Here is a 20,978-nt window from a genome sequence, read left to right as displayed (position 1 = left end):
AGTGGCCACTGGTACGGAACCTCCAGCCACCGAACCCCATCCCCGAGGCGGCGGCGTCCACACCCCGACGCGCGCCGCCATCCGCGCCCCGCACCTGCGCACCGACCGCTGGTGGCTGGCGCCCGCCGCCACCGCCGCGGGCCTGCTCGCCTTCGTCGTCTACTCGACCTGGCGGGCCTTCGCCAACGCGGACTACTACGCGGCCCCGTACGTCTCGCCGTTCTACTCCCCCTGTCTGGCGGAGAACTGCGAGCCGATGCGCGGCGGCCCCAACTGGGAGCTGTTCGGAAGCTGGTGGGGCATCTCCCCCGCGATCATCATCCTGATCTTCCCGCTCGGCTTCCGCCTCACCTGCTACTACTACCGCAAGGCCTACTACCGGGGCTTCTGGGCGTCCCCGCCGGCCTGCGCGGTGGCCGAGCCGCACAAGAAGTACACCGGCGAGACCCGCTTCCCGCTCATCCTGCAGAACATCCACCGGTACTTCTTCTACGCCGCGCTCCTGGTCGCGCTCATCCTCACCTACGACACCGTGCTCGCCTTCCGCGACGAGCACTACGCCTGGGGCCACATGGGCCTGGGCACCCTGGTGTTCCTGGCCAACATCGTGCTGATCTGGGCGTACACCCTCTCCTGCCACTCCTGCCGGCACATCGTCGGCGGCAAGCTCAAGCACTTCTCCCGGCACCCCGTGCGCTACCGGATGTGGCAGTGGGTCGGGAAGCTCAACGCCCGCCACATGCTGCTCGCCTGGACGTCACTGGTGAGCGTGGCGCTCGCCGACTTCTACGTGTACCTGGTCGCGTCCGGTGCCTTCGACGATCCGAGGTTGTTCTGATGTCCGTGGTCGACCGCCAGGAGTGGGACGTCGTCGTGGTGGGCGCGGGCGGCGCCGGGCTGCGCGCCGCCATCGAGGCCCGCGAGCGGGGCGCCCGTACGGCCGTGATCTGCAAGTCGCTGTTCGGCAAGGCGCACACCGTGATGGCCGAGGGCGGCATCGCCGCCGCCATGGGCAACGCCAACTCCGGCGACGACTGGCAGGTCCACTTCCGCGACACCATGCGCGGCGGCAAGTTCCTCAACCAGTGGCGGATGGCCGAGCTGCACGCCCAGGAGGCGCCGCAGCGGGTATGGGAGCTGGAGACCTGGGGCGCGCTGTTCGACCGTACGAAGGACGGCCGGATCTCGCAGCGCAACTTCGGCGGCCACGAGTACCCGCGCCTCGCCCACGTCGGCGACCGTACCGGCCTGGAGCTGATCCGCACCCTCCAGCAGAAGATCGTCTCGCTCCAGCAGGAGGACTTCAGGGAGACCGGCGACTACGAGGCCCGTCTGAAGGTCTTCCAGGAGTGCACGGTCACCCGGGTGCTCAAGGACGGCGGCCAGGTCTCGGGCGTCTTCGGCTACGAGCGGGAGACCGGCCGGTTCTTCGTCCTGGAGGCGCCCTCGGTGGTGATCGCCACGGGCGGCATCGGCAAGTCCTTCAAGGTGACGTCGAACTCGTGGGAGTACACGGGCGACGGCCACGCGCTGGCGCTGCTGGCCGGGGCGCCGCTGCTGAACATGGAGTTCGTGCAGTTCCACCCGACGGGCATGGTCTGGCCGCCGTCGGTCAAGGGCATCCTCGTCACGGAGTCGGTGCGCGGCGACGGCGGGGTGCTCAGGAACTCCGAGGGCAAGCGGTTCATGTTCGACTACGTCCCCGACGTCTTCAAGGACAAGTACGCGGTGACGGAGGAGGAGGGCGACCGCTGGTACGACGACCCGGACCACAACCGGCGGCCCCCCGAGCTGCTCCCCCGGGACGAGGTCGCGCGCGCGATCAACTCCGAGGTGAAGGAGGGCCGGGGCTCCCCGCACGGCGGTGTCTTCCTCGACGTCTCGACGCGGATGCCGGCCGAGGTGATCCAGCGCCGGCTGCCCTCCATGTACCACCAGTTCAAGGAGCTGGCCGACGTCGACATCACGGCCGAGCCGATGGAGGTCGGGCCCACCTGCCACTACGTGATGGGCGGCATCGCCGTCGACTCCGACACGGCCGCCGCGCGCGGGGTGCCGGGGCTGTACGCGGCCGGTGAGGTGGCCGGCGGCATGCACGGCTCCAACCGGCTCGGCGGCAACTCGCTGTCCGACCTGCTGGTGTTCGGGCGCCGGGCGGGCTGGCACGCGGCCGAGTACGCGGCGGGTCGGGCCCCGGGAGCACGGCCACGGGTGGACGACGTGCAGGTCGACGCCGCCGCCGCGGAGGCGCTGCGGCCGTTCTCCGCCGAGGCGGAGGCGCCCGAGCCGTCCGAGGGGCCGCCGGAGAACCCGTACACCCTCCACCAGGAGCTCCAGCAGACGATGAACGACCTGGTCGGCATCATCCGCCGCGAGCCGGAGATGAAGCAGGCCCTGGAGAAACTCGCGGAGCTGCGGGTACGGGCCCGGCGAGCGGGCGTGGAGGGGCACCGGCAGTTCAACCCGGGCTGGCACCTCGCCCTGGACCTGCGCAACATGCTGCTGGTCAGCGAGTGCGTGGCGCGGGCCGCGCTGGAACGCACCGAGTCCCGCGGCGGGCACACCCGCGAGGACCATCCGTCGATGGACCGCCGGTGGCGCCCGGCCAACCTGCTGTGTTCCCTGGCCGACCCGAGCGGCGGTTCGGCGGCAGCGGATCCCGAGCGCGGCCAGATCGCGCTGGAGCGGCAGACCACCGAGCCCGTCCGACCGGACCTGCTCGCCCTCTTCGAGAAGGACGAGCTGGTCAAGTACCTCGCCGATGAGGAGCTTTCCGAATGAGCGGCTACGAGGCCCGCTTCAAGGTGTGGCGGGGCGACGTCGAGGGCGGCCGTCTGGAGGACTTCCGCGTCGAGGTGAACGAGGGCGAGGTGGTCCTGGACATCATCCACCGCCTCCAGGCCACCCAGGCCCCCGACCTCGCCGTGCGCTGGAACTGCAAGGCGGGCAAGTGCGGTTCGTGCTCGGCGGAGATCAACGGGCGTCCGCGGCTGCTCTGCATGACCCGTATGTCCGTCTTCACCCCCGAGGAGACGATCACCGTCACGCCCCTGCGCGCCTTCCCGGTCGTCCGCGACCTGGTGACGGACGTCGGCTTCAACTACACCAAGGCCCGAGAGGTCCCGTCCTTCGTCCCGCCCGCCGACCTCGGGCCGGGCGAGTACCGGATGATGCAGGAGGACGTGGACCGCTCGCAGGAGTTCCGCAAGTGCATCGAGTGCTTCCTGTGCCAGGACACCTGCCATGTCGTCCGTGACCACGAGGAGAACAAGCCGGCCTTCGCAGGCCCGCGTTTCCTCATGCGCGTCGCCGAACTGGACATGCACCCGCTGGACGCGGCCGGCGACACCGGCCTGGACCGCGGGCGCACGGCCCAGGACGAGCACGGCCTCGGCTACTGCAACATCACCAAGTGCTGCACGGAGGTCTGCCCCGAGGGCATCAAGATCACGGACAACGCGCTGATCCCGCTGAAGGAGCGGGCCGTGGACCGCAAGTACGACCCGCTGGTGTGGCTGGGGTCGAAGATCAGGCGGCGTTAGGGGGTCACGGGTTCACCCAGCCCTCCCGGTACTCGTCCCAGTTCGTCTCCGTCGCCGCGAAGTCGATGTACGGGGCGACACCGAAGAGCTTCCGGTCGGCGTCCGTCCGGGACAGACCGAGGCGGACGCCCCGGACGGCGGCCTCGACTGTCTCGGCGTGGCCCCAGTGGTCGAAGTTGCTCTCGTAGTAGAAGGGCAGGCCCATCAGCAGGTGGGTGGTGGGCGGGGTGACCTCCAGGGCGAGGGAGGTCTGCTGGGCCACGTAGCCGCCGTAGGTGCCCTCCAGCGGCTGCGCGGTGTCGTAGGTCATCACGGCGATCTGGTCGACGCGGCGGGCGACCTCGCCGAAGAACTCCTGCGACCACCACTTGGGGTTCTCGGTGAAGACGCCGAAGACGGAGTGCAGGGCCGGGAGCGGGTCGATCTGGTGAGCGGCCACCGACAGCTGCGCGTCCTTGGCACGGGTGACGGCGCGCAGGTCGTCCAGGAGGGAGAGGTAGTTCCGGTCGCCGGAGTGCAGGGGCTCCAGGTCGAGGTGGACGCCGTCGTAGCCCGCGTCCAGGACCTGGCGGGCGGAGTCGACGACGGCGGCGCGGGTGTCGGCGCGGTCGAGGTGCATGCCGTCGGGGCCCTCGGTGACGAGGACGTCGCCGAGGAATGCCTGGACGCGGACGCCGGGCAGCTCGCGGTGCACGGCGTCGATCAGCCGGCGGGCCTTGGGGTAGCGGGACTCGGGCAGCGTGCCGTCGTGTTCCAGCGGGCCGGTGTGGACGTACAGGTCGCGGATGCCGGTGCTCTCGATGCGGCGGGCGAAGGCGGTGAGGTCCGCGTCGTCCTTGCGGCCGTCGACCCAGGCGTGGCCGAGCCACATCGCGTCGCGGTTCCTGGTGTAGGTGCCGTCGGCGGGGTCGCCCATGTAGTTGACGCGGAGGGCCGCGCCGGCGGTGAGCAGGGGGAGGATCAGGACCAGGAGGACGGCGAGGGCCGTCCGGCGGATGCGAGTGCGGCGGCGTGTTCGTCCGGTGGCCTCGGCTTCGCCTTCGGCGTCCCTGTTCCCACCCGCACCACCCGTGCTGCTTTCGTCGTCGGGTGCGGGTGGCCCCGGTGGAGCGCCCTCACCGTCGGCGGGTGCCGGTTCGTTCTGTCTCGGTTCCGTGTCCTCCACGGTGTCCCCTCCCTGTGGCCCGGCTCCGGTCGCGGTGGCCGGTTACCGCGCATACGCTCCGAGCGTGTTGCCAGCGGGGACGACTCGAACCGGTGTTCCGGTTGCGGTCAGGGGTGCGTGGCGATGATCTCCGCCGATCTGGTGCCGCCCCTGGTCACGGCCGGGGCGGCGTTGCTGCTGGCCGGGTACGGGCACCTGCGTCGCACCCGGCGGGCCCGGACCCGTACGACCCCGGGCCGGGTCAGAACAGGCTCAGCAACGCCTCCGCCGGGTCGGTGAGCCGGGTGTCGTCGCCCGGCAGGGGCAGTTCGAACCACACCGTCTTGCCGCGCGGCGTACGGCGCGAGCCCCAGGCCGCGCTGAGCAGGCCGACCAGTTGCAGGCCGCGGCCGCCCTCGTCGGTGTCGCGGGCGCGACGCCGGCGGGGCTGGACCAGGCCGGAGTCCCAGACCTCGCAGACCAGCGTGCGGTCGAGGAGGAGGCGGAGTCTGATCTCGCCCTCGCCGTACCTCAGGGCGTTGGTGACCAGCTCGCTGACGAGCAGTTCCGTCGTGTCGACCAGCGATTCCATGTCCCAGTCGAGCAGCTTGGCACGGGCCAGCTCGCGGGCCCGGCCCACGCTGCGCGGCTCGCGCGGCAGGGTCCAGTCGCCGACGGACTCGCTGGGCAGGCCCTGGACGCGGGCCATCAGCAGGGCGATGTCGTCCTCGCCGTGGTGGCTGTCGAGGGTGTTGAGGACCTGGTCGCAGACGTCCTCCAGGGGGCGCGCCGGGTCCGTGAGTGCCCCTACGAAGGCCTGGAGTCCCTCGTCGAGGGGGTGGTCGCGGCTTTCGACCAGTCCATCCGTGTAGAGCGCGAGCAGGGCGCCTTCGGGTAGTTCGACCTCCACCTCCTCGAAGGGCTCCCCGCCGACGCCGAGCGGCAGGCCCGGCGGCACGTCCAGCATCAGCGCGGACTCGCCGGGCTCGACCAGGACGGGCGGCAGGTGGCCCGCGTTGGCGAAGGTGCAGCGCCTGGTCACCGAGTCGTAGACGGCGTAGACGCAGGTCGCCAGGTAGACCTCGGAGAGGTCGGCCTCGCGGGGCCGGCGGGCGGCCCGGGTCGCCTGCTGGACGCCGCCCGGGGCGCCCAGGCCCCGCGCGATCTCGTCCAGCTGGGAGAGCACCTCGGCCGGTTCGATGTCGAGCTGCGCCAGCGTCCTTACGGCGGTGCGGAGTTCGCCCATCGCGACGGCGGCGCGCAGACCGCGTCCCATGACGTCGCCGACGACCAGCGCGGTGCGATGACCAGGGAGTTCGATCACGTCGAACCAGTCGCCGCCGACCTCGCTGGACCGGCCGGTGGCCGCGTTGCCGGGCAGGTAGCGGCAGGCGATGTCGAGGCCGGACGCCTCGGGGTCGCCGGGCGGGAGCAGGGAGCGTTGCAGTATCAGCGCGCGTTCGTGTTCGCGCCGGTAGAGGCGGGCGTTGTCGATGCATACGGCGGCTCGCGCGGCCAGTTCCACGGCGAGGTCGCGGTCGCGGTCCCCGAACGGCTCGCTGCCCTTCGTCCGGGCGAACCGCGCGAGTCCTACGACCGTGTCGTGGGCGACCATCGGCACGGCGAGGGTGGACTGCACGAGGCTGCCTTCCTCGGCGGGGACGGTGCGCGGACGGGCGGTGCGCAGGGCGTCGGCGCAGGGCGAGTTGAACGGGTAGTGATGCACGGCGCCCAGCTCGACCTGCTCGCCGGTGCCGAGGACCGGCGCCTCGGAGACCGCGCTGGAGAAGGCGACGCGGCGCAGCTCCGCGCTGCCGTCGGCGAGGCCCGGCGGGGTCTCGTCGCCCACCAGCAGGCCCTGGTAGAGGTCGACGGTGGCCAGGTCGCAGAAGCCGGGGACGACGACGTCGAGGAGTTCGCGGGCGGTGGTCTCCAGGTCGAGGGAGTTGCCGATGCGGGCGCCCGCCTCGTTGAGGAGGGCGAGGTTGCGGCGGGAGGCGGCGGCCTCGCGGGCGGCCTCGCGGCGGGCGGTGATGTCGGTTCCGAGCCAGGAGATGCCGATGGGACGGCCGGAACCGCTGTGCACGCGGTAGAGGTTGACGGACCAGTGGCGGCGTTCGTCGGAGCCCGGCGCGAAGCCGGTGACGTGCATGTCGGTGATGGAGTCGCCGGTCTCCAGCACCCGGCGCAGGGTGGCGGAGACCCGGTCGGCCTCGGCGCGCGGCAGGTAGTCGTGGACGCCCTTGCCGCGATGGTCGTCGGGCGTGCCGCCGAAGACGGAGGCGAACCGCTGGTTGGCGCGGCGTACCCGGAGGTCGGGGTCGATCAGCAGGAAGCCGAACGGAGACTGGCCGAATATGGCCTGCGAGGCGGCGAGGTCGGTCTCGATGCTGCGCAGGACGCGGACGTCGACGACGATGCATACGGCGGCCTTCTCCCCGTCCTCCGTGCGCGTCGGCATGACGTACACCTCGGCGAGCCCGCGCTGTCCACGCTGTCCGCGTCCGCGCTGTGCGCCGTCGGTCGCGGCGTCCGGCACCCGGAAGGGGACCACACCGGTCCACTCCCGTCCGTCGAGGATCTCGGCCATCTTGCGCTGGCCGCGTTCCCGCAGATCGGCGTCGATGAAGGCGTCGATGGGGTCGGTGCCCACGGCGTGCTCGGCCGGGATGCCGAGCAGTTGCTCCGCGCGCAGGCTCCACTGGTCGACGAGTCCGTCGGGACCGATGGAGAAGGACGCGACCTTGATGTAGTCGTAGATGGAGCCGGGCGGGCTGCTCTGCCACACCGCGTCACCGAACGGCGCGCCGTCCGACGCGCCCTCGGACTCCGTGGCCCTCGCTGGTATCTCGCTCACGCGAACCGTCCCCTCCAGCTCACCGCGTCCGGCACCGGTCACCGGGGGCGGCTGCCCGCAGTATCCAGCACTACGGCGCCGCACAACACGGTGTTCACGATCACAGCACGGTCCCGATGGTTTTCGGTCCGGACCGTGACAACACTTCCAGTCTTCTAACCAGCGGACACGACATCGAATCACGTAGTTCCACAACTGCCACTGGCCTGAACCAGTTGGCCCGTGGGGCCGGGCCCGGCGCGGGGGCGTTTCGGCACGGTTCCGGGCGCCGTGAAACGGTGTGACACCCGGTCATTCCGGCACCGCGAGTTCGAACCACACCGTCTTGCCCACCTCTCCGGGCCGGGTTCCCCAGCGGCGTGCGGAGGAGGCCACCAGTTGCAGGCCCCGGCCGTCCTCGTCCCCGGGGCGGGCGACGCGCTCGCGGGGCGGGTCCGGAAGCGGGTCGGAGACCTCCACCAGCAGCACGCCGTCCGGCCCGGCGGGGTGGCGTACCAGGCGGACGCCGATGGGGCCGGTGGCGTGCCGCAGGGCGTTGGTGACCAGCTCGCTGACCAGCAGGGCGGCGACGTCGCCGACGCTGTCGAGGTCCCATCCGCTCAGGGTGCGGCGGACCAGGGAGCGGGCGGTCCGCACGGCGTCCGGTGCCGCGGGAAAGACCCATTCGGCACAGCCGCCTTCGCTGTCGATCACGCCGATCACTTCCCCGGCCGGCGACCCCCCACCCTTGTCCGGTTTCGTGGGGTTAATGGGCACATACCCGATATTCGGGCCCCGGTACCGCCCGGGAGGGCGCACTGTGGCATCAACGGCGCACGGGGCTCTCACGCCGGTGCGCTCACACGCCCCGCGCGTCCGTCGCCGCCGGCCCCAGGTGGGCGAGCGCCCGCTCGACGGCCGACACGTCCTGGTCGAGCCAGGGCACGTCCCAGATCTCGGCGGGGGTGAGCCAGCGCAGCGCGTCGTGGTCCTCCAGAGGCTCGGGGGAGGCGGAGCCGGGGAGCAGCCGTGCGGTCCACACGTGCAGGACGAAGGGCGCTCGCAGGGGCCACTGCCCCGGGACCCGCTCACCGGGCTCGGCCGTCACGCCCAGTTCCTCGCGCAGTTCGCGCACGAGCGCCGCCTCGGGCGTCTCGCCCGCCTCGACCTTGCCGCCAGGCAGCTCCCACCGTCCGGCCAGCTCGGCCGGTGCGCTGCGGCGCGCGGCGAGCAGGCGTCCGCCGTCGATGAGGGCGGCGCCGACCACGATCCGTTCCGTCATGCGCCGGAGCCTACGGCCTGTCCTGCCCTACGGCCTGTCCTGTCCTACGGCCTGTCCTGCCCTACGGCTTGTCCCGTCGGCGCGGTCAGCCCGCCGCGCCCGTTCCGTTCGGGCCGAGCTTCTCGACCCAGTAGAGCTGCTTGTGGCCGCGACCGTCGAGGGTGTCCGCGATCTTCTGGGCCTCGGCCCTGGTCGCGTACCTGCCCACGCGGTAGCGGTTGCCGTTGTCGTCCTGCCGGAAGACCAGCCAGGGAAGAGTGACCGTGCCGTCGTTCATCGCGCCCCTCCACTTCCCACCCACGGCCCGCGCCGCGCCCCGCCCGCTAAGGAAACCCCGATCCGCATATGCCCGAGCCTACGCCTAACCTTCACGCAGCGAATACGGCTTTACACAAAGAGGTACGCAACCGGCCAGAACACAGGGGGCGCACGATACGAAACGCGCCGTCCGCGCGCGCCGACGCTTCCGGTCGGAGGCATACCGGGAACCTCGCGGACGACCTGCGAGAACGACCGGATCCCGGCACCGCGCGGACGGCGGTGCGGGGTACGGACACCAGTGCGAGCAGAGAAAAGGGGCGCGGGAGGCGCACGAGAGGCGTGCGCCATCTCACACCACCGGCGGGCGCGTGAACTCCCCCGGCGCCGCCGCTACTTGACGGGCAGGTGGTACGCCACCCGGTAGCGGTCGGCCGGAACGACCACGTCGGCCGTCTCGACCGCCCGGCCCGAGGCGTAGAACGTGCGCTGGACGACCAGGACCACGTGCCCCGGAACACCCCCGAGGGCGAGCAGTTCCTCGGCGAGGCCGGGGCGGGCGCCGACCTCCTCGGTGACGTTGTCGACGACCACGTCGATGGCGGCCATCCGCTCCACGACACCCATGCCGCCGAGCGGGCCCTCCTCGGGGAGCATCACCGGCGTCCGGCCGATGAGGTCCAGCGGCTCCCAGGAGGTGGAGAGCATCATGGCCTCGCCGCCCTCCCGAAACACGTACCGCGTGCACATCACCCGGTCCCCGGGCTTGATCCCGAGCCGTTCGGCGACGGCGCCGCTCGCCTCGGCCTGCTCGCTGCGCGACTCCCAGGTGCCGCGCGTCCCGGCGTCGGCCTGCTCCTGCCGGAAGGGGGTGGCACCGCCGGCCGGCCGGTACCCGGAGCGGGCGATGCGCCGGGGCACGGGCCGCTCGCGCACATACGTCCCCGAACCGGAGCGGCCCTCGACCAGCCCCTCGGCCATCAGCACCTTGCGCGCTTCCAGGGCGACGGTGTCCGAGACGCCGTACTCCTCGCGGATCCGCGCCTGGGACGGGAGGCGGGTGTGGGGCGGCAGCAGGCCGTCGGCGATCTTCTTGCGGAGATCACCCGCGACACGCAGATACGCCGGCTGCTCACCGAAAGTCACTGGCCGCTCCCATCAGGTTGTACAGACAGCAACAGCGTGGCAACCGTAGGTTGTGCCAGGCAAGCAAAGGCCAAAGAATCACTCGATGTGATGACTTGTATCGTCGGAGGGCTTTACGCAGGCACTTTCTCCCCGCTATAGCCGCCGTCACACCTCCTTGCCGGGGCTCTCTCCCTCACCGTCACCGCTCTCCTCGTACACCGGCGGCGTGGTATCCAGGCCCAGAGCCTTGCGGGCGGTGACCGTCGAGTCGGCCTCGATGAGCGCGAAGGCCTTGTCGAGGTGCAGGTAGTACGTGTCGACGTCGGCCGCCTCGGCCGCCCGATCCCACTCCTCCCGCGCCGTCTCCAGGTCCTCGACCAGGTCGGCGACCGGCCGCTCGGCGTCGTCGGGCCAGCTGTGTCCGCGCAGCATCCCGGTCTCCCGGACGAGCGCCCGCGACATCTGCCCCGCCCACACCTGGTATCCGGCGAGGTCCTCCTCGACGGTCTCCGCCACCGGCATCTCGTCCATGGCCCGGTTGAGGAAGCCCTCCGCCACCAGGTAGGTGTGCTGGCCCGAGTCGAGCCTCGTGCCGTCCCTGCGCAGCGAGCCGGTCAGCGTGCCCCGCTCGTCCGTGTTCCCGAACAGGCAGGTGATCTCGCGGTCGCCCGTGCGCCAGCTCTGCGAGGTCGGAGTCAGGTAGTACACGTCGACGTCGGTCGGCAGGGCCCACCGGTCCATGGCGTACGTGTCCTGGAGGGCGTAGCACCGCTCGTCGGCTTTCCGGGTGATCTCCCCGTCGCCCGGGAAGGATCCGCCCGGCAACTCGAAGGCGGCGAACACCTCGCCGTCGTGCTCCTCCTCGCAGGGCACCTCGTCGACGTCGTACGTCACCCCCTGAAGAGATCCGCTGGGGGTGGTGAAGCACTGGCCCTTCTCCAGCGAGTAGGCGGTGCCCTCGCCGCGCGCGGCGTCCCGGAATCCGTCCCAGAAGTCGGCGGCGGCGCCCGTGGAGAGCGACAGCACCCACAGGGCCAGCCCCACGGACGACAGCACGGAACCGGCCACGGCGAACCCCTTGCCCCGCTCGCCCCTCCTTCTGATCTGGGCCAGCGCGATCAGCCCCAGCACGAGCCCGACCGCCGGCACGAAGCACAGGACGCCGAGCACGAACGCGGCGATGGCCACGCCGTTGACGGGAGGCTGCCGGGGGTACGCCCCGTAGGGCTGACCCCAGCCGCCGGGATACGGCTGCTGCGGCGGGTACGGCCCCTGCGGGTACTGGCCGGGCGGGGGCGGCCCCGGTGGGTACTGCCCCTGCGGGTACTGCCCCTGGTTGTAGGGCCCTTGGGGGCCGGGCGGCGGCGGTATGGACACGTGTACCGTGCTCCTGCTTTCGGGCGGTGACGCGAAGACGCCGCGGGGCTGGGGCGGCCGGGCCCGACAGGTGGCCGGCCGGCCGATCACTGAGCGCATGGTAGGCGTGCGCGGCGGCACGGTGTTCAACGCGTCTCGCCCTCGCGGTGGGCCGGGTCGTCGACCCGGAGCCGCACCGCGAGGGCGAGGTTCTTCACTGAGCTGCCGTCAGGAGCGGTCCATCAGGAGTGGTCCGTCAGGATCGGTCCGTCAGGATCGGTCCGTCAGGATCGGTCCGTCAGAACTGCAGGGCCCAGGCGTCGATCCGCCCGGTGTCCCAGGACGCGTTGTCGCTGACGCGCAGCTTCCACGTGCCGTTCGCGGTCTCCGAGGAGGCGTTCACGGTGTACGTGGTGTTGATGTCGTTCGCGCTGCCGCCGGTGCCGTACGACTTCAGCGTGTACGCCGAGCCGTCCGGGGCGACCAGCTGGACCTGGAGGTCACCGATGTAGCTGTGGACGATGTTCACCTCGACGGCCAGGGACGAAGGCGCGTTGCCCGAGACGCCGGAGACGGTCACCGGGGACTCGACGGTGGCGTTGTCCCGGATGGTGTGGTCACCGGTGTTCTCGAAGCGGTCGCCGGTCGGCGGGGGCGTGGTGTCGCCGTCGCCGACGTACAGCAGCCGGTTGGGCGAGCCGCTGCCCGGGTTCGAGACGACGCCGCTGGTGGCGGTGGACGTCAGGGCGGAGGCGACCTGGGAGGGGGTGGCCGAGGGGTTGTCGGCCAGGTACAGGGCGGCGGCCCCGGCGACGTGCGGGCTCGCCATGGACGTACCGGAGATGGTGTTGGTGGCCGAGTCGCCGCTGTTCCAGGCGGAGGTGATGGACGAGCCGGGCGCGAACAGGTCCAGGACCGAGCCGTAGTTGGAGTAGCTCGCGCGGGCGTCGCTCGAAGTGGTGGCGCCGACCGTGATCGCCTCCGTCACCCGGGCCGGGGACTTGGTGGAGGCGTTGGTGGACTCGTTGCCGGCCGCGACGGCGAAGGTGATGCCGGAGGCGATGGCGTTGCGCACGGCCGTGTCCAGGGCGCTGTCGGCGCCGCCGCCGAGGGACATGTTGGCGACGGCCGGCTTGACGGCGTTGCGGGCGACCCAGTCGATGCCGGCGACGACCTGCGCGGTGGTGCCGGAGCCGGAGTTGTCGAGCACCCGGACGCCGACGACCTTCGCCTGCTTGGCGACGCCGTAGGCGCTGCCGCCGACGGTGCCGGCGACGTGGGTGCCGTGGCCGTGGCCGTCCTGGGCGGTGTTGTCGTTGTCAATGGCGTCGTAGCCGTAGGAGGCGCGGCCGCCGAAGTCGTTGTGGGTGATGCGGACGCCGGTGTCGATGACGTACGCCGTCACACCCTGTCCGGCGCTGTCCGGGTAGGTGTACGAGCTGTCCAGCGGGCGGTTCTGCTGGTCGATGCGGTCCAGGCCCCAGGACGGCGGGTTGGGCTGGGTGCCGGTGACGTGGAAGGTGCGGTTCTGGACGACGGAGGCGACGGCCGGGTCGGCGGCGAGACGTTTCGCCTCGGTCTCGGAGGCCTCGACCGCGTAGCCGTTGAGGGCCTTGGTGTACGTGCGCTCGATGTCGGCGCCGTGGCGCTTCGCGACGGCGCGGCCCTCGGCGGAACCGGACTTCGCCTCGTCCGCCTTCAGGGTCACTATGTAGCTGCCGGCGACCGCGTTCGCCGCGTCCTCGTACTGGATGCGGCCCTCCGCCGCGGTGGCGGGGAGCGCGGAGACGAGGCTCGCGGCGAGGGCCGCGGTGGCCGCGGCGCTGACGGCGGCCAGTCTTCGCCGGGTGGTGCGGTGGGGGGTGTGACGCAGCACTGCCATGTGAGGGGTCCTCCTCAGTCGGTGGTGCGTGGTGGGGTTCGTGCACGCCGAGCAGGCCGCACCCGGTGATGACCATTGGGTCATGGTCATGTCAATCTGGGGCGACTTCGGTGCGTCAGCCGAAAGATTGAGGCTTCCAGAGGAATTACACAAGAGGCCTGCACGGATGTGCGGACCCCTGTGCCGTTTGAGCGACCTGCTTCCCGAGTCGCTTCCTGAACCGTCGTTCAGCCGTCCGCCGTGGCGCGTACGTGCGCGCGCACCCCTTGCAGGCCGAACAGGACGAGCAGCTCGACCGCGCCGCCGTCGGCACTGCCCAGCCAGTGCGGCAGCGACGTGTCGAACTCGGCGGCCTCACCGGGCGCCAGCGTCAGGTCGCGCTCGCCGACCACCAGCCGCAGCCGGCCGACGAGCACGTAGAGCCATTCGAAGCCCTCGTGCGTCTGCGGGGTCGGTTCGAGCGGTCGGGGCCGGCTCGGGATGATCATCTTGAAGGCCTGTGTCCCGCCCGGCCGCCGGGTCAGCGGCACGAAGACCATCCCGAACCGCCGGATCGGCTTCAGGTGAATACGGGGGTCGCCCGTGCGCGGGGCACCGACGAGGTCGTCCAGCGGAACGTCGTAGATCCGGGCGAGCGGCAGCAGCAGCTCCAGGGTCGCCCGGCGCTGCCCGCTCTCCAGCCGGGACAGCGTGCTCTCCGACACTCCGGTGGCCGCCGAGAGGTCGGTGAGGGTGATGCCGCGGTCGCGCCGCAGCGCACGCAGCCGAGGGCCCACCGCGTCGAGTACGTCGTCCGTTCCGGCGTCCATCGGGCCACCTTGCCACAACGGCAAGTTTCCGTGCCGGTTCGCGCGGCGCCCGGTGAGACTGACCGCATCCCGTCAGGCAATCCCGACAGACGAAGGAGCTCCGATGAGCGCCACCGATGCGGTCACGTTCTGGGACGGCGTCTACGCCGACCGGCCGTCGGCAGACGCCCCCCGGCCGAACGCCCGTCTCGTCGAGACGGTCACCGACCTGCCCCCCGGCGACGCGCTTGACCTCGGATGTGGCGACGGCGGCGACGCGCTGTGGCTCGCCCGCCGAGGATGGCGGGTCACCGCCGTCGACATCTCGGCCGTGGCGGCCGAGCGGCTCGCCGACCACACCCGTTCACTCGGCCTCGGCGACCTGGTCACCGCCGAGCAGCACGACCTGCGCGCGTCCTTCCCCGAGGGGCGGTTCGACCTGGTCTCCGCCCACTACCTCCACACCCCCTTCGACCTGGACCGGGCGGCGGTCCTGCGCACGGCCGCGCACGCGCTGCGCCCGGGCGGGCGGCTGCTGGTCGTCGACCACGGCTCCACCGCGCCGTGGTCGTGGAACCAGGATCCGGACATCCGGTACCCGACCCCGCGGGAGGTCGCGGCGGGCATCGCCCTGGATCCGGAGGCGTGGTCGGTCGAGCGGGCCGCCGCGCCCCGCCGGATCGCGACCGGCCCCGGCGGGCGCACCGCCGAGGTCGTCGACCACGTCCTGCTCATCCGCCGCACCGCCGCCTGACCGGCCGGACGGCCGGCCCGGCCGGGCCGGCCTGACCGGCCGGACCGCGAGCCACCCCCGACGAAGGACCGGCCGGACCGCGAGCCACCCCGGACGAAGGACCGGCCGGACCGCGAGCCACCCCGGACGAAAGACCGGCCGGGGTGGGCTCGCGCCGGCCAAGGACCGGCCCACCCGACAACCGCCCCCCGATCCAGGACCGGCCCACCCAAGAACCGCCCCCGACCCAGGACCGGCAGGCCCACCCAAGAACCGCCCCCGACCAAGGAGGCCACCATGCCCACCGCACCCCGCCGCGGGGACACCCCGCCGCCCCGGACCGGAAGCAGCGAGGCCGAGGTTCTGCGCGGGTTCCTCGACTACCTCCGGACCTCGATGGCCGCGAAGTTCGACGGCGCACCCGAGCCGCAGGTCCGCACGGCCCAAGTCCCCTCGGGCACGAACCTGCTCGGTCTGCTCAACCACCTGACCTTCGTGGAGCGCGCGATCTTCCTGGGCGAGAAGGTCACCGACTGGCAGGCGACGTTCCACGCCGCACCGGAGGACGGCGTCGCCGACGTCGTCGCCCGCTACCGGGCGACCGTCGAGCGCGCGAACGCCGCCCTCGACCAGTGCACGGACGACCTCGGCGAGCCGGTCCCCCGGCCGCGGCCGGGCCGTGCGGCACCCAGTGTCCGCTGGGCGCTCACCCACATGATCGAGGAGACCGGCCGCCACGCCGGTCACGCGGACATCCTCCGTGAGCTGATCGACGGCACGACGGGGCGCTGACACGACCCAGGACGACCGGCACCGGCACAGGCACAGGCACCGGCACCGGCACCGGCACCGGCACCGCGTCAGCGTTGCCGGACGTCCGGTTGACGGCGCGTCAGGGCGGTCCGTCGATGCACGCCAGGAACCTCCCCGCCGGCGGTGTGTGCCGTGTCACGCACCCAAAGGCCGCCCAAGTTGCCTGCATCACAGCGGAAATGTCCCTTTAGCGTCCATGCTCGGAACGGATGCCGACGCCCGAAGCAGAGCGCAGCGGCGTTTCCCGGACGTGAAGTGCCAACTCCCCCTTGCCCCGGCGCTCCTGACGTTCCTCCCCCGTTCCCCGCAGAAAGGCGCGAACCGTGGCTGCATACCTGTGCCCTCCGGCCGTGATACACGGCGAGCACACCGTGGAGACCGACCAGATCGTGGCGGAGGTACGCGGCCGGCACCCGCACGCGGCGTGGGCCCCCCGGATCGACGGCATCGCGGCCAGCACGGGCATCGAGACCCGCGGGTGGATGCTGCCGCTGGAGACCGCCGTCGCGCCCGGCAACGGGAGCGGCTCGGTGGCCGGCGGCATCGCGGCGGCCCGAGAGGCGCTGGCCCGCGACGGGTTCACCGAGCAGGACGTGGACCGCGCGGTCGCCGCCCTCGAGTCGATACCCGCGCCGCAGACCGTCCAGGAGCGCACCGCGCCGGCCTGGGAGGCCGTGCAGTCCTACGGGGAGCGCGCGGCACGCGGGGCCCTGCAGATCGCCGGGCTGGACGCCTCGGACGTCGACTGCCTGATCACCAGTCACTCCACCACCCCCGCGCTGCCGGGCCTGGACGTCGCCCTGGCCAACAGGCTTCCGCTCCGCAGCGACGCGTTGCTGCTGCCGGCCACGCAGTGGGCCTGCGTGGCCGGGACCCGCTCCCTGGCGTTGGCGGCCGACCTGGTGGCCGCGGACCCCGACCGGGTGGTCCTGGTCGTGATCGCGGAGGCGCTGAGCACGACCTACCAGCCGGCGGACGACACTCTGGAGTCCCTGATCGTCCGGCTGCTGTTCGCGGACACCGCGGTCGCCGCGGTGGTCACGGGCCGCCCGAGGCCCGAGTCGGTGCTGCGGCTGGACAGCGCCTGGCACCACACCCTGCCGGACACCCAGGACCTGCACCGCCTGGACACACGGTCGGACGGCACCCACTTCGTGATGGACCGGCGCGGCCCGCGCGCCGTACAGGAGACGGTCACCGCCATGTGGGAGTGGCTGCGCCTGCGTTACCAGGACGAGCCCGGCTCCTGGCACCCCGACGTCCTGCTCGCGCACCCCGGCGGGACCCGGGTGCTGGAGTACATGGAGCAGACGATGCCCGACGCGTGGCCGACGGGGCTGCTGGACTACAGCCGGGACAGCTACACCACCGGCAACCGCGGAGGCGCCGCCGTGTTCGACATCATGCGCAGGGCGCACGACGCCGGGCAGAAGCCGGGCGATCGCGCCGTCCTGTACGCGGCGGCCCCGGGCCTCACGGCCACCGCCCTGGAAGGGGAGTGGCTGTAAGCACGCGCTCGGCCCGCGCCGCGGCCGGTGCCGGCGGGCGGGCCGCCCGCAGCGCCGGTCAGCGGCCCCACGCTCGCGTCACCTCGCGACCTTCGCCCAGACGACCTTCCCGGTGTCCGTCCAGCGCACCCCCCACCCGGTGGTGAGCCGGTGCACCACGTGCAAGCCACGACCACCGTCGTCGAGCAGCCCGCACGGGCCCAGCCGCGGCCTGCCGTTGCCGGTGTCCCCCACCTCGCACAGCAGGCCGTGACCAGCCCTGATCAGCCGTACCGTGATGGGTCCGCCGCCGAAGCGGACCGCGTTGGTGACCAGCTCGCTGACCAGTAGCAGCACGCTGTCCCGGGTGTCGTCCCTGCTGCGCCACTGCCGCAGCAGCGGGGAGACGAGCGTGCGGGCCCGGGCGGCCGCGTCGGCGCGGGCGGGCAGCCGCCAGGTCGCGGTGTCCCCCTTGCGGTAGCCGATCATGCGGGCGAGCAGCAGGGTCACGTCATCACGCCGGCGCACAGGCGCCAGCGCCGAGACCACGTGCCGGGCAGCCGCCGGCAGGCCGTCCCAGGGGTGCACCGTGGCCACGACGTCCGCCAGCCTGCCGATGCCCTCGTCGATCGACAGGGCGGGATCCTCCACCAGGCCGTCGGTGTAGAGGGCGAGCAGGGAGCCCGGGGGTACGGCGAACGTGTGCACGGCGAACGGCTCCCGCAGCGCGAACTCGGCGCCCAGGCCGGGATGCGGACGGACCCCGAGCGGGCCGGAGTGCCCGTCCGGGGGCACCAGTACCGGGGGGAGGTGGCCGGCGCTGGCCAGCGCCACGTGGTGGCTGACCGGATCGTAGACGGCGATGCAGCAGGTCGACCCGAGGGCGCTGTAGCCGGCCGCCAGCCCGGACTCCGCGTCGTCCAGCAGCGACACGGTCTCGTCCAGGTGCTCCAGCACCTCGTCGGGCGCCAGCCCCGCGGACAGCAGCGCGCGGGCCTCCATGCTCAGCTGGCCCATGGTCGCCGCGGCTCCCAGGCCGTGCCCGACGACGTCCCCGACCACCAGCGCGGTACGGCCGTCCGGCAGCGGAAAGCTGTTCACCCAGTCACCGCCGACGCCCGCGCTGTCGGGGGTGGCGGGCTGGTAGACGCTGGCGGTCTCGATGGTGTCGCCGCCGGCCCGCGGCAGCAGGCGGCGCTGCAACGCCAGCACCTGCGTGTGCTCGCGCTGGTGCTGACGGGCCAGGTCGACGTGATGGGAGGTCCTGGCCACCAGTTCTTGCAGGTCGAACAGCTCGCTGTCGTGAAAGGGACGGTCCGCCCGCCGCCAGACCTCCGCCACACCCAGTACGACGGGCGGCGTGCCCTCCAGGACCAGCGGTATGCACGCCACACCCGCCGACCGCTCGCTGGGCACCAGGGCGCGTACCAGCCGCGGACTGCCGAGCACCCGCTCGATCGCCTCCCGGTCGGGTATGACGATGGCCTGGGCGGCATCGTCACGCCGTATCGCTTGCGACAGCAGGCGGCTCGCGTCGCGGGGAAGATCGTCGCCCGGGGTCAGATACCCCTCGGGCCACGCCCGGTCCGGCACCAGGGCCGCCCGCCGCAGCCGGATGCGCCCCGGCGCCTGGTCGGTGACCCCCTCGCCCGTCCACACGGCGAAGTCGAGGTCGATGGCGGCCACGTCTCCCCAGGCCAGCAGGGACTCCGCCAGCGACTGCGCGGTCTCGCCGATGTCCAGCGAGGTGCCGATCGCGGTCTCGGCGGCGTACAGGTGCAGCCTTCTGGCCATGGCGATCAGGGAGACGGTCAGGCCCTCATGAGGCTGTGCGGCGGACAGGATGCTCATCGAGACCACCAGCTCCGACCCGTCGCTGCGCCGCAGCCGCTGGACCCGGGCGACGTGCGCGTCACCGGTCTCGAGGACCTGCCGCAACCGCCGCGTGACCGTCGGTACGTCCCCCGGCGGCAGAAGATCGACGACCGGGCTCCCGGTCACGGCGTCCAGCCCCGCGAAGACGGGGGCGTCCAGGTTGCTGCGGGTGATCCTGAGATCGCGGTCCAGGTTGACCACGCCGAGGATCTGCTCCTGACGGCGGGCTGTCGGGTCGGCGGGTACGGGTTGGCGGGCGGTGCGGTCGCCCCGCGAGTCGGCCGGACCGGCGGCCGCTGCCGCTCCGCCGCGCGGGATGTACTGCCCCAAGGCACTGCTGACCAGGTCGAACGGCGACGAGGACGAGGACGAGGGGAAGGGTGTGGAGTCCATGCGGCTCTCTCAGCTCGCTCACCAACCCCGGCGCGGCGCCGGAGCCGTACCAGAAGCCGTGCGACGGGACCCCGAGATTCCTGACCGCACACCTCATTCAATAACACCCGGGGCCGCTTCGCCCACACCAGCTGATAGCCGGCGAACCGGGACAATGAGGGAATGCGGTGGTTGTCTTCCCACCGCCGGAGGCGGGAAGACAACCCGATGGATGTGCGCGAGGAAGGTCAGCGGTCCGCGTTGCCGCCGCGGACGACGCAGGAGCGGCTGTTCTCCCAGCCCCACCCGTCGCCGTCGGGGTCGGACGAGCCGCCGTGCACGCAGTACGGGTAACCGTTGGGGGCGGTGCCGCCGCCCGTGTCGCCCCCGCCGCCGTAGACGGTGGCCCTCTTCGACGTGGCGGAGATGCCGTTGCCGCCGTTGAAGAGGCGGTTGCCCCAGTTGGTCAGTGAGTTCGGGTCGAAGCCGTTGACCATGTCGAGGTACTCGACACCACTGCCGTTGCCGCTCCAGGACCAGCCGAGGTAGCCCACCCCGAGGGACTGCGCGGTCGCCATGATGGCGTCCTCGTCGGGGTTGCCGTCGCTGTGCTGGTCGCCGAACTCGCCCACGACGACGGGAAGCCGGTTGCCGACGAAGTGGTTCAGGTAGCTCCGCACCTCGGCGGCGGTGTCGTAGACCCCGTACATGTGGATCGAGAAGATGGTGTTGCGGTCGGGGTCGGCGGCGAAGACGGAGGCCGCGTTGTCCCGCATGGTGTGGGACCAGTCCTGGCCCCAGTTGGGGGCGTCGACCATCAGGGCGTGGTTGATGCCGGCACTGCGGAGCTTGCCGATCGCCGCCTTGGTGGCGTCGGTCCAGGCGCTGTAGCCGGTGTTGCCGAACGGCTCGTTGCCGATGTTGACGACGACGTAGTCCTCCTGGCCCGCCAGCGCGCTCTTCACGCCGACCCAGTAGTCCGCCGCCCGGTCCAGGGTGGTCGCGGCGCCGTCCTCGCCGTAGCCGGTGGTGTCGTGCACCTCCAGTACGCAGATGACCTTGGCGGCCTTGCACTGGCCGATGAGGGACGAGACCTCGGAGGCGCTCGTCCGCGTCCACCGGTCACCGCTGCTGAGCACGACGCGGACGGTGTTGGCTCCCTTGGCCGCTATGTCGGCGATCGAGCCGGTGCGGTCCGGATACCAGGTGTGGGCATGGTTGACCCCGCGCATGACGAAGTCGTTCCCGTTGGCCTCGACCACACGGCCGTTGCTGACCCGGATACCGGTGGGAGCGGCCTCGGCCTCGCCGGCCGGCGGGCCGGTGACCGAGAACAGCAGGCCGGCGACGGCGGCGAACACCACCCCCGCCGTCTTGATCAGGGTCCTTCTTGTGCTTCTCGGATTTCGCATGGCTCTCCTCGGACGCGATCGGCTGACAACGTTGTCCAACGACGCCGGCCTTTGAGGGCGCGCTTGACGG

General features: G+C 72.0%; 17 protein-coding genes. 6 read left to right on the top strand and 11 right to left on the bottom strand.

All coding sequences use genetic code 11. The features are described 5' to 3' along the window. Position 1 precedes the first annotated feature (1 nt). The 3 genes from ACFCZF_RS21895 to ACFCZF_RS21885 are packed head-to-tail and all read left to right on the top strand — an operon-like array spanning position 2 to position 3,542. On the top strand, positions 2-838 hold the full coding sequence (locus ACFCZF_RS21895) for a hypothetical protein (RefSeq protein WP_376673067.1): 837 nt from the start codon (positions 2-4) through the stop codon (positions 836-838). Next, positions 838-2,781 carry a fumarate reductase/succinate dehydrogenase flavoprotein subunit gene (locus tag ACFCZF_RS21890; protein WP_376673066.1) on the top strand — a complete coding sequence of 648 codons (1,944 nt, stop codon included), beginning with the start codon at positions 838-840 and terminating at the stop codon, positions 2,779-2,781. The genes ACFCZF_RS21895 and ACFCZF_RS21890 overlap by 1 nt, the downstream gene beginning before the upstream one ends. Further along, the gene (locus ACFCZF_RS21885; protein WP_376673065.1) at positions 2,778-3,542 is read left to right on the top strand and encodes a succinate dehydrogenase/fumarate reductase iron-sulfur subunit; all 765 of its coding nucleotides are present in this window, start codon (positions 2,778-2,780) and stop codon (positions 3,540-3,542) included. Before ACFCZF_RS21890 ends, ACFCZF_RS21885 begins: the two co-directional genes overlap by 4 nt. Before the next feature lie 4 nt (positions 3,543-3,546). Here the strand turns inward: ACFCZF_RS21885 and ACFCZF_RS21880 are convergent, their stop codons facing one another. From ACFCZF_RS21880 to ACFCZF_RS21840, 9 genes are all read right to left on the bottom strand, one after another. After that, positions 3,547-4,707, bottom strand: a complete 1,161-nt coding sequence (locus ACFCZF_RS21880) for a glycoside hydrolase family 18 protein (RefSeq protein ID WP_376673064.1) — start codon at positions 4,705-4,707, stop codon at positions 3,547-3,549. 241 nt (positions 4,708-4,948) lie between these two features. Then, complete coding sequence (locus ACFCZF_RS21875; protein ID WP_376673063.1) at positions 4,949-7,543, bottom strand: SpoIIE family protein phosphatase; 2,595 nt, start codon at positions 7,541-7,543, stop codon at positions 4,949-4,951. A gap of 291 nt (positions 7,544-7,834) precedes the next feature. Further along, positions 7,835-8,245 carry an ATP-binding protein gene (locus ACFCZF_RS21870; protein ID WP_375921482.1) on the bottom strand — a complete coding sequence of 137 codons (411 nt, stop codon included), beginning with the start codon at positions 8,243-8,245 and terminating at the stop codon, positions 7,835-7,837. A 136-nt stretch (positions 8,246-8,381) separates the two neighbouring features. After that, on the bottom strand, positions 8,382-8,804 hold the full coding sequence (locus ACFCZF_RS21865) for a (deoxy)nucleoside triphosphate pyrophosphohydrolase (RefSeq protein WP_376673062.1): 423 nt from the start codon (positions 8,802-8,804) through the stop codon (positions 8,382-8,384). Between the two features lie 85 nt (positions 8,805-8,889). Next, the gene (locus ACFCZF_RS21860) at positions 8,890-9,081 is read right to left on the bottom strand and encodes an SPOR domain-containing protein (protein WP_376673061.1); all 192 of its coding nucleotides are present in this window, start codon (positions 9,079-9,081) and stop codon (positions 8,890-8,892) included. A gap of 374 nt (positions 9,082-9,455) precedes the next feature. Beyond that, positions 9,456-10,208: a GntR family transcriptional regulator gene (locus ACFCZF_RS21855; RefSeq protein ID WP_375921441.1), complete on the bottom strand. Its 753-nt coding sequence runs from the start codon at positions 10,206-10,208 to the stop codon at positions 9,456-9,458. Between the two features lie 147 nt (positions 10,209-10,355). Continuing rightward, positions 10,356-11,567 carry a DUF4190 domain-containing protein gene (locus ACFCZF_RS21850; protein ID WP_376673060.1) on the bottom strand — a complete coding sequence of 404 codons (1,212 nt, stop codon included), beginning with the start codon at positions 11,565-11,567 and terminating at the stop codon, positions 10,356-10,358. Between the two features lie 277 nt (positions 11,568-11,844). After that, positions 11,845-13,428, bottom strand: a complete 1,584-nt coding sequence (locus ACFCZF_RS21845; protein ID WP_376673059.1) for a S8 family serine peptidase — start codon at positions 13,426-13,428, stop codon at positions 11,845-11,847. 227 nt (positions 13,429-13,655) lie between these two features. Beyond that, positions 13,656-14,237, bottom strand: a complete 582-nt coding sequence (locus ACFCZF_RS21840) for a helix-turn-helix domain-containing protein (RefSeq protein WP_376673058.1) — start codon at positions 14,235-14,237, stop codon at positions 13,656-13,658. Between the two features lie 103 nt (positions 14,238-14,340). Here ACFCZF_RS21840 and ACFCZF_RS21835 point away from each other — a divergent pair, with 103 nt between their 5' ends. The 3 genes from ACFCZF_RS21835 to ACFCZF_RS21825 all read left to right on the top strand — a co-directional run bounded on the left by ACFCZF_RS21835 (position 14,341) and on the right by ACFCZF_RS21825 (position 17,270). Continuing rightward, the gene (locus ACFCZF_RS21835) at positions 14,341-14,970 is read left to right on the top strand and encodes an SAM-dependent methyltransferase (RefSeq protein WP_376673057.1); all 630 of its coding nucleotides are present in this window, start codon (positions 14,341-14,343) and stop codon (positions 14,968-14,970) included. Between the two features lie 276 nt (positions 14,971-15,246). After that, a complete protein-coding gene (locus ACFCZF_RS21830) occupies positions 15,247-15,741 on the top strand; it encodes a DinB family protein (RefSeq protein ID WP_376673056.1) in 495 nt (164 codons plus the stop codon). Positions 15,742-16,085: 344 nt separating this feature from the next. Continuing rightward, positions 16,086-17,270 carry a type III polyketide synthase gene (locus tag ACFCZF_RS21825; RefSeq protein WP_376673055.1) on the top strand — a complete coding sequence of 395 codons (1,185 nt, stop codon included), beginning with the start codon at positions 16,086-16,088 and terminating at the stop codon, positions 17,268-17,270. 78 nt (positions 17,271-17,348) lie between these two features. Here ACFCZF_RS21825 and ACFCZF_RS21820 read toward each other — a convergent pair whose 3' ends face one another. Together ACFCZF_RS21820 and ACFCZF_RS21815 are read right to left on the bottom strand one after the other, a co-directional pair. Next, positions 17,349-19,517 carry a SpoIIE family protein phosphatase gene (locus ACFCZF_RS21820; protein WP_376673054.1) on the bottom strand — a complete coding sequence of 723 codons (2,169 nt, stop codon included), beginning with the start codon at positions 19,515-19,517 and terminating at the stop codon, positions 17,349-17,351. Between the two features lie 227 nt (positions 19,518-19,744). Further along, positions 19,745-20,908, bottom strand: coding sequence for a cellulase family glycosylhydrolase (locus ACFCZF_RS21815; RefSeq protein WP_376673053.1), 1,164 nt, complete (start codon positions 20,906-20,908; stop codon positions 19,745-19,747). Positions 20,909-20,978 lie beyond the last annotated feature (70 nt).

The organism is Streptomyces sp. NPDC056296 (genome assembly GCF_042268605.1).
Classification (GTDB): Bacteria; Actinomycetota; Actinomycetes; order Streptomycetales; family Streptomycetaceae; genus Streptomyces.
Note: the sequence above shows the minus strand (reverse complement) of the source record. Positions and strands in the feature narration are given on the sequence as shown.

Bases quoted from the DNA above. Each gene is read 5' to 3' on its own strand.
- ACFCZF_RS21890 (WP_376673066.1), top strand. From the start codon at position 838: ATGTCCGTGGTCGACCGCCAGGAGTGGGACGTCGTCGTGGTGGGCGCG.
- ACFCZF_RS21885 (WP_376673065.1), top strand. From the start codon at position 2,778: ATGAGCGGCTACGAGGCCCGCTTCAAGGTGTGGCGGGGCGACGTCGAG.
- ACFCZF_RS21865 (WP_376673062.1), bottom strand. From the start codon at position 8,804: ATGACGGAACGGATCGTGGTCGGCGCCGCCCTCATCGACGGCGGACGC.
- ACFCZF_RS21860 (WP_376673061.1), bottom strand. From the start codon at position 9,081: ATGAACGACGGCACGGTCACTCTTCCCTGGCTGGTCTTCCGGCAGGAC.
- ACFCZF_RS21845 (WP_376673059.1), bottom strand. From the start codon at position 13,428: ATGGCAGTGCTGCGTCACACCCCCCACCGCACCACCCGGCGAAGACTG.
- ACFCZF_RS21840 (WP_376673058.1), bottom strand. From the start codon at position 14,237: ATGGACGCCGGAACGGACGACGTACTCGACGCGGTGGGCCCTCGGCTG.
- ACFCZF_RS21835 (WP_376673057.1), top strand. From the start codon at position 14,341: ATGAGCGCCACCGATGCGGTCACGTTCTGGGACGGCGTCTACGCCGAC.
- ACFCZF_RS21830 (WP_376673056.1), top strand. From the start codon at position 15,247: ATGCCCACCGCACCCCGCCGCGGGGACACCCCGCCGCCCCGGACCGGA.
- ACFCZF_RS21820 (WP_376673054.1), bottom strand. From the start codon at position 19,517: ATGGACTCCACACCCTTCCCCTCGTCCTCGTCCTCGTCGCCGTTCGAC.
- ACFCZF_RS21815 (WP_376673053.1), bottom strand. From the start codon at position 20,908: ATGCGAAATCCGAGAAGCACAAGAAGGACCCTGATCAAGACGGCGGGG.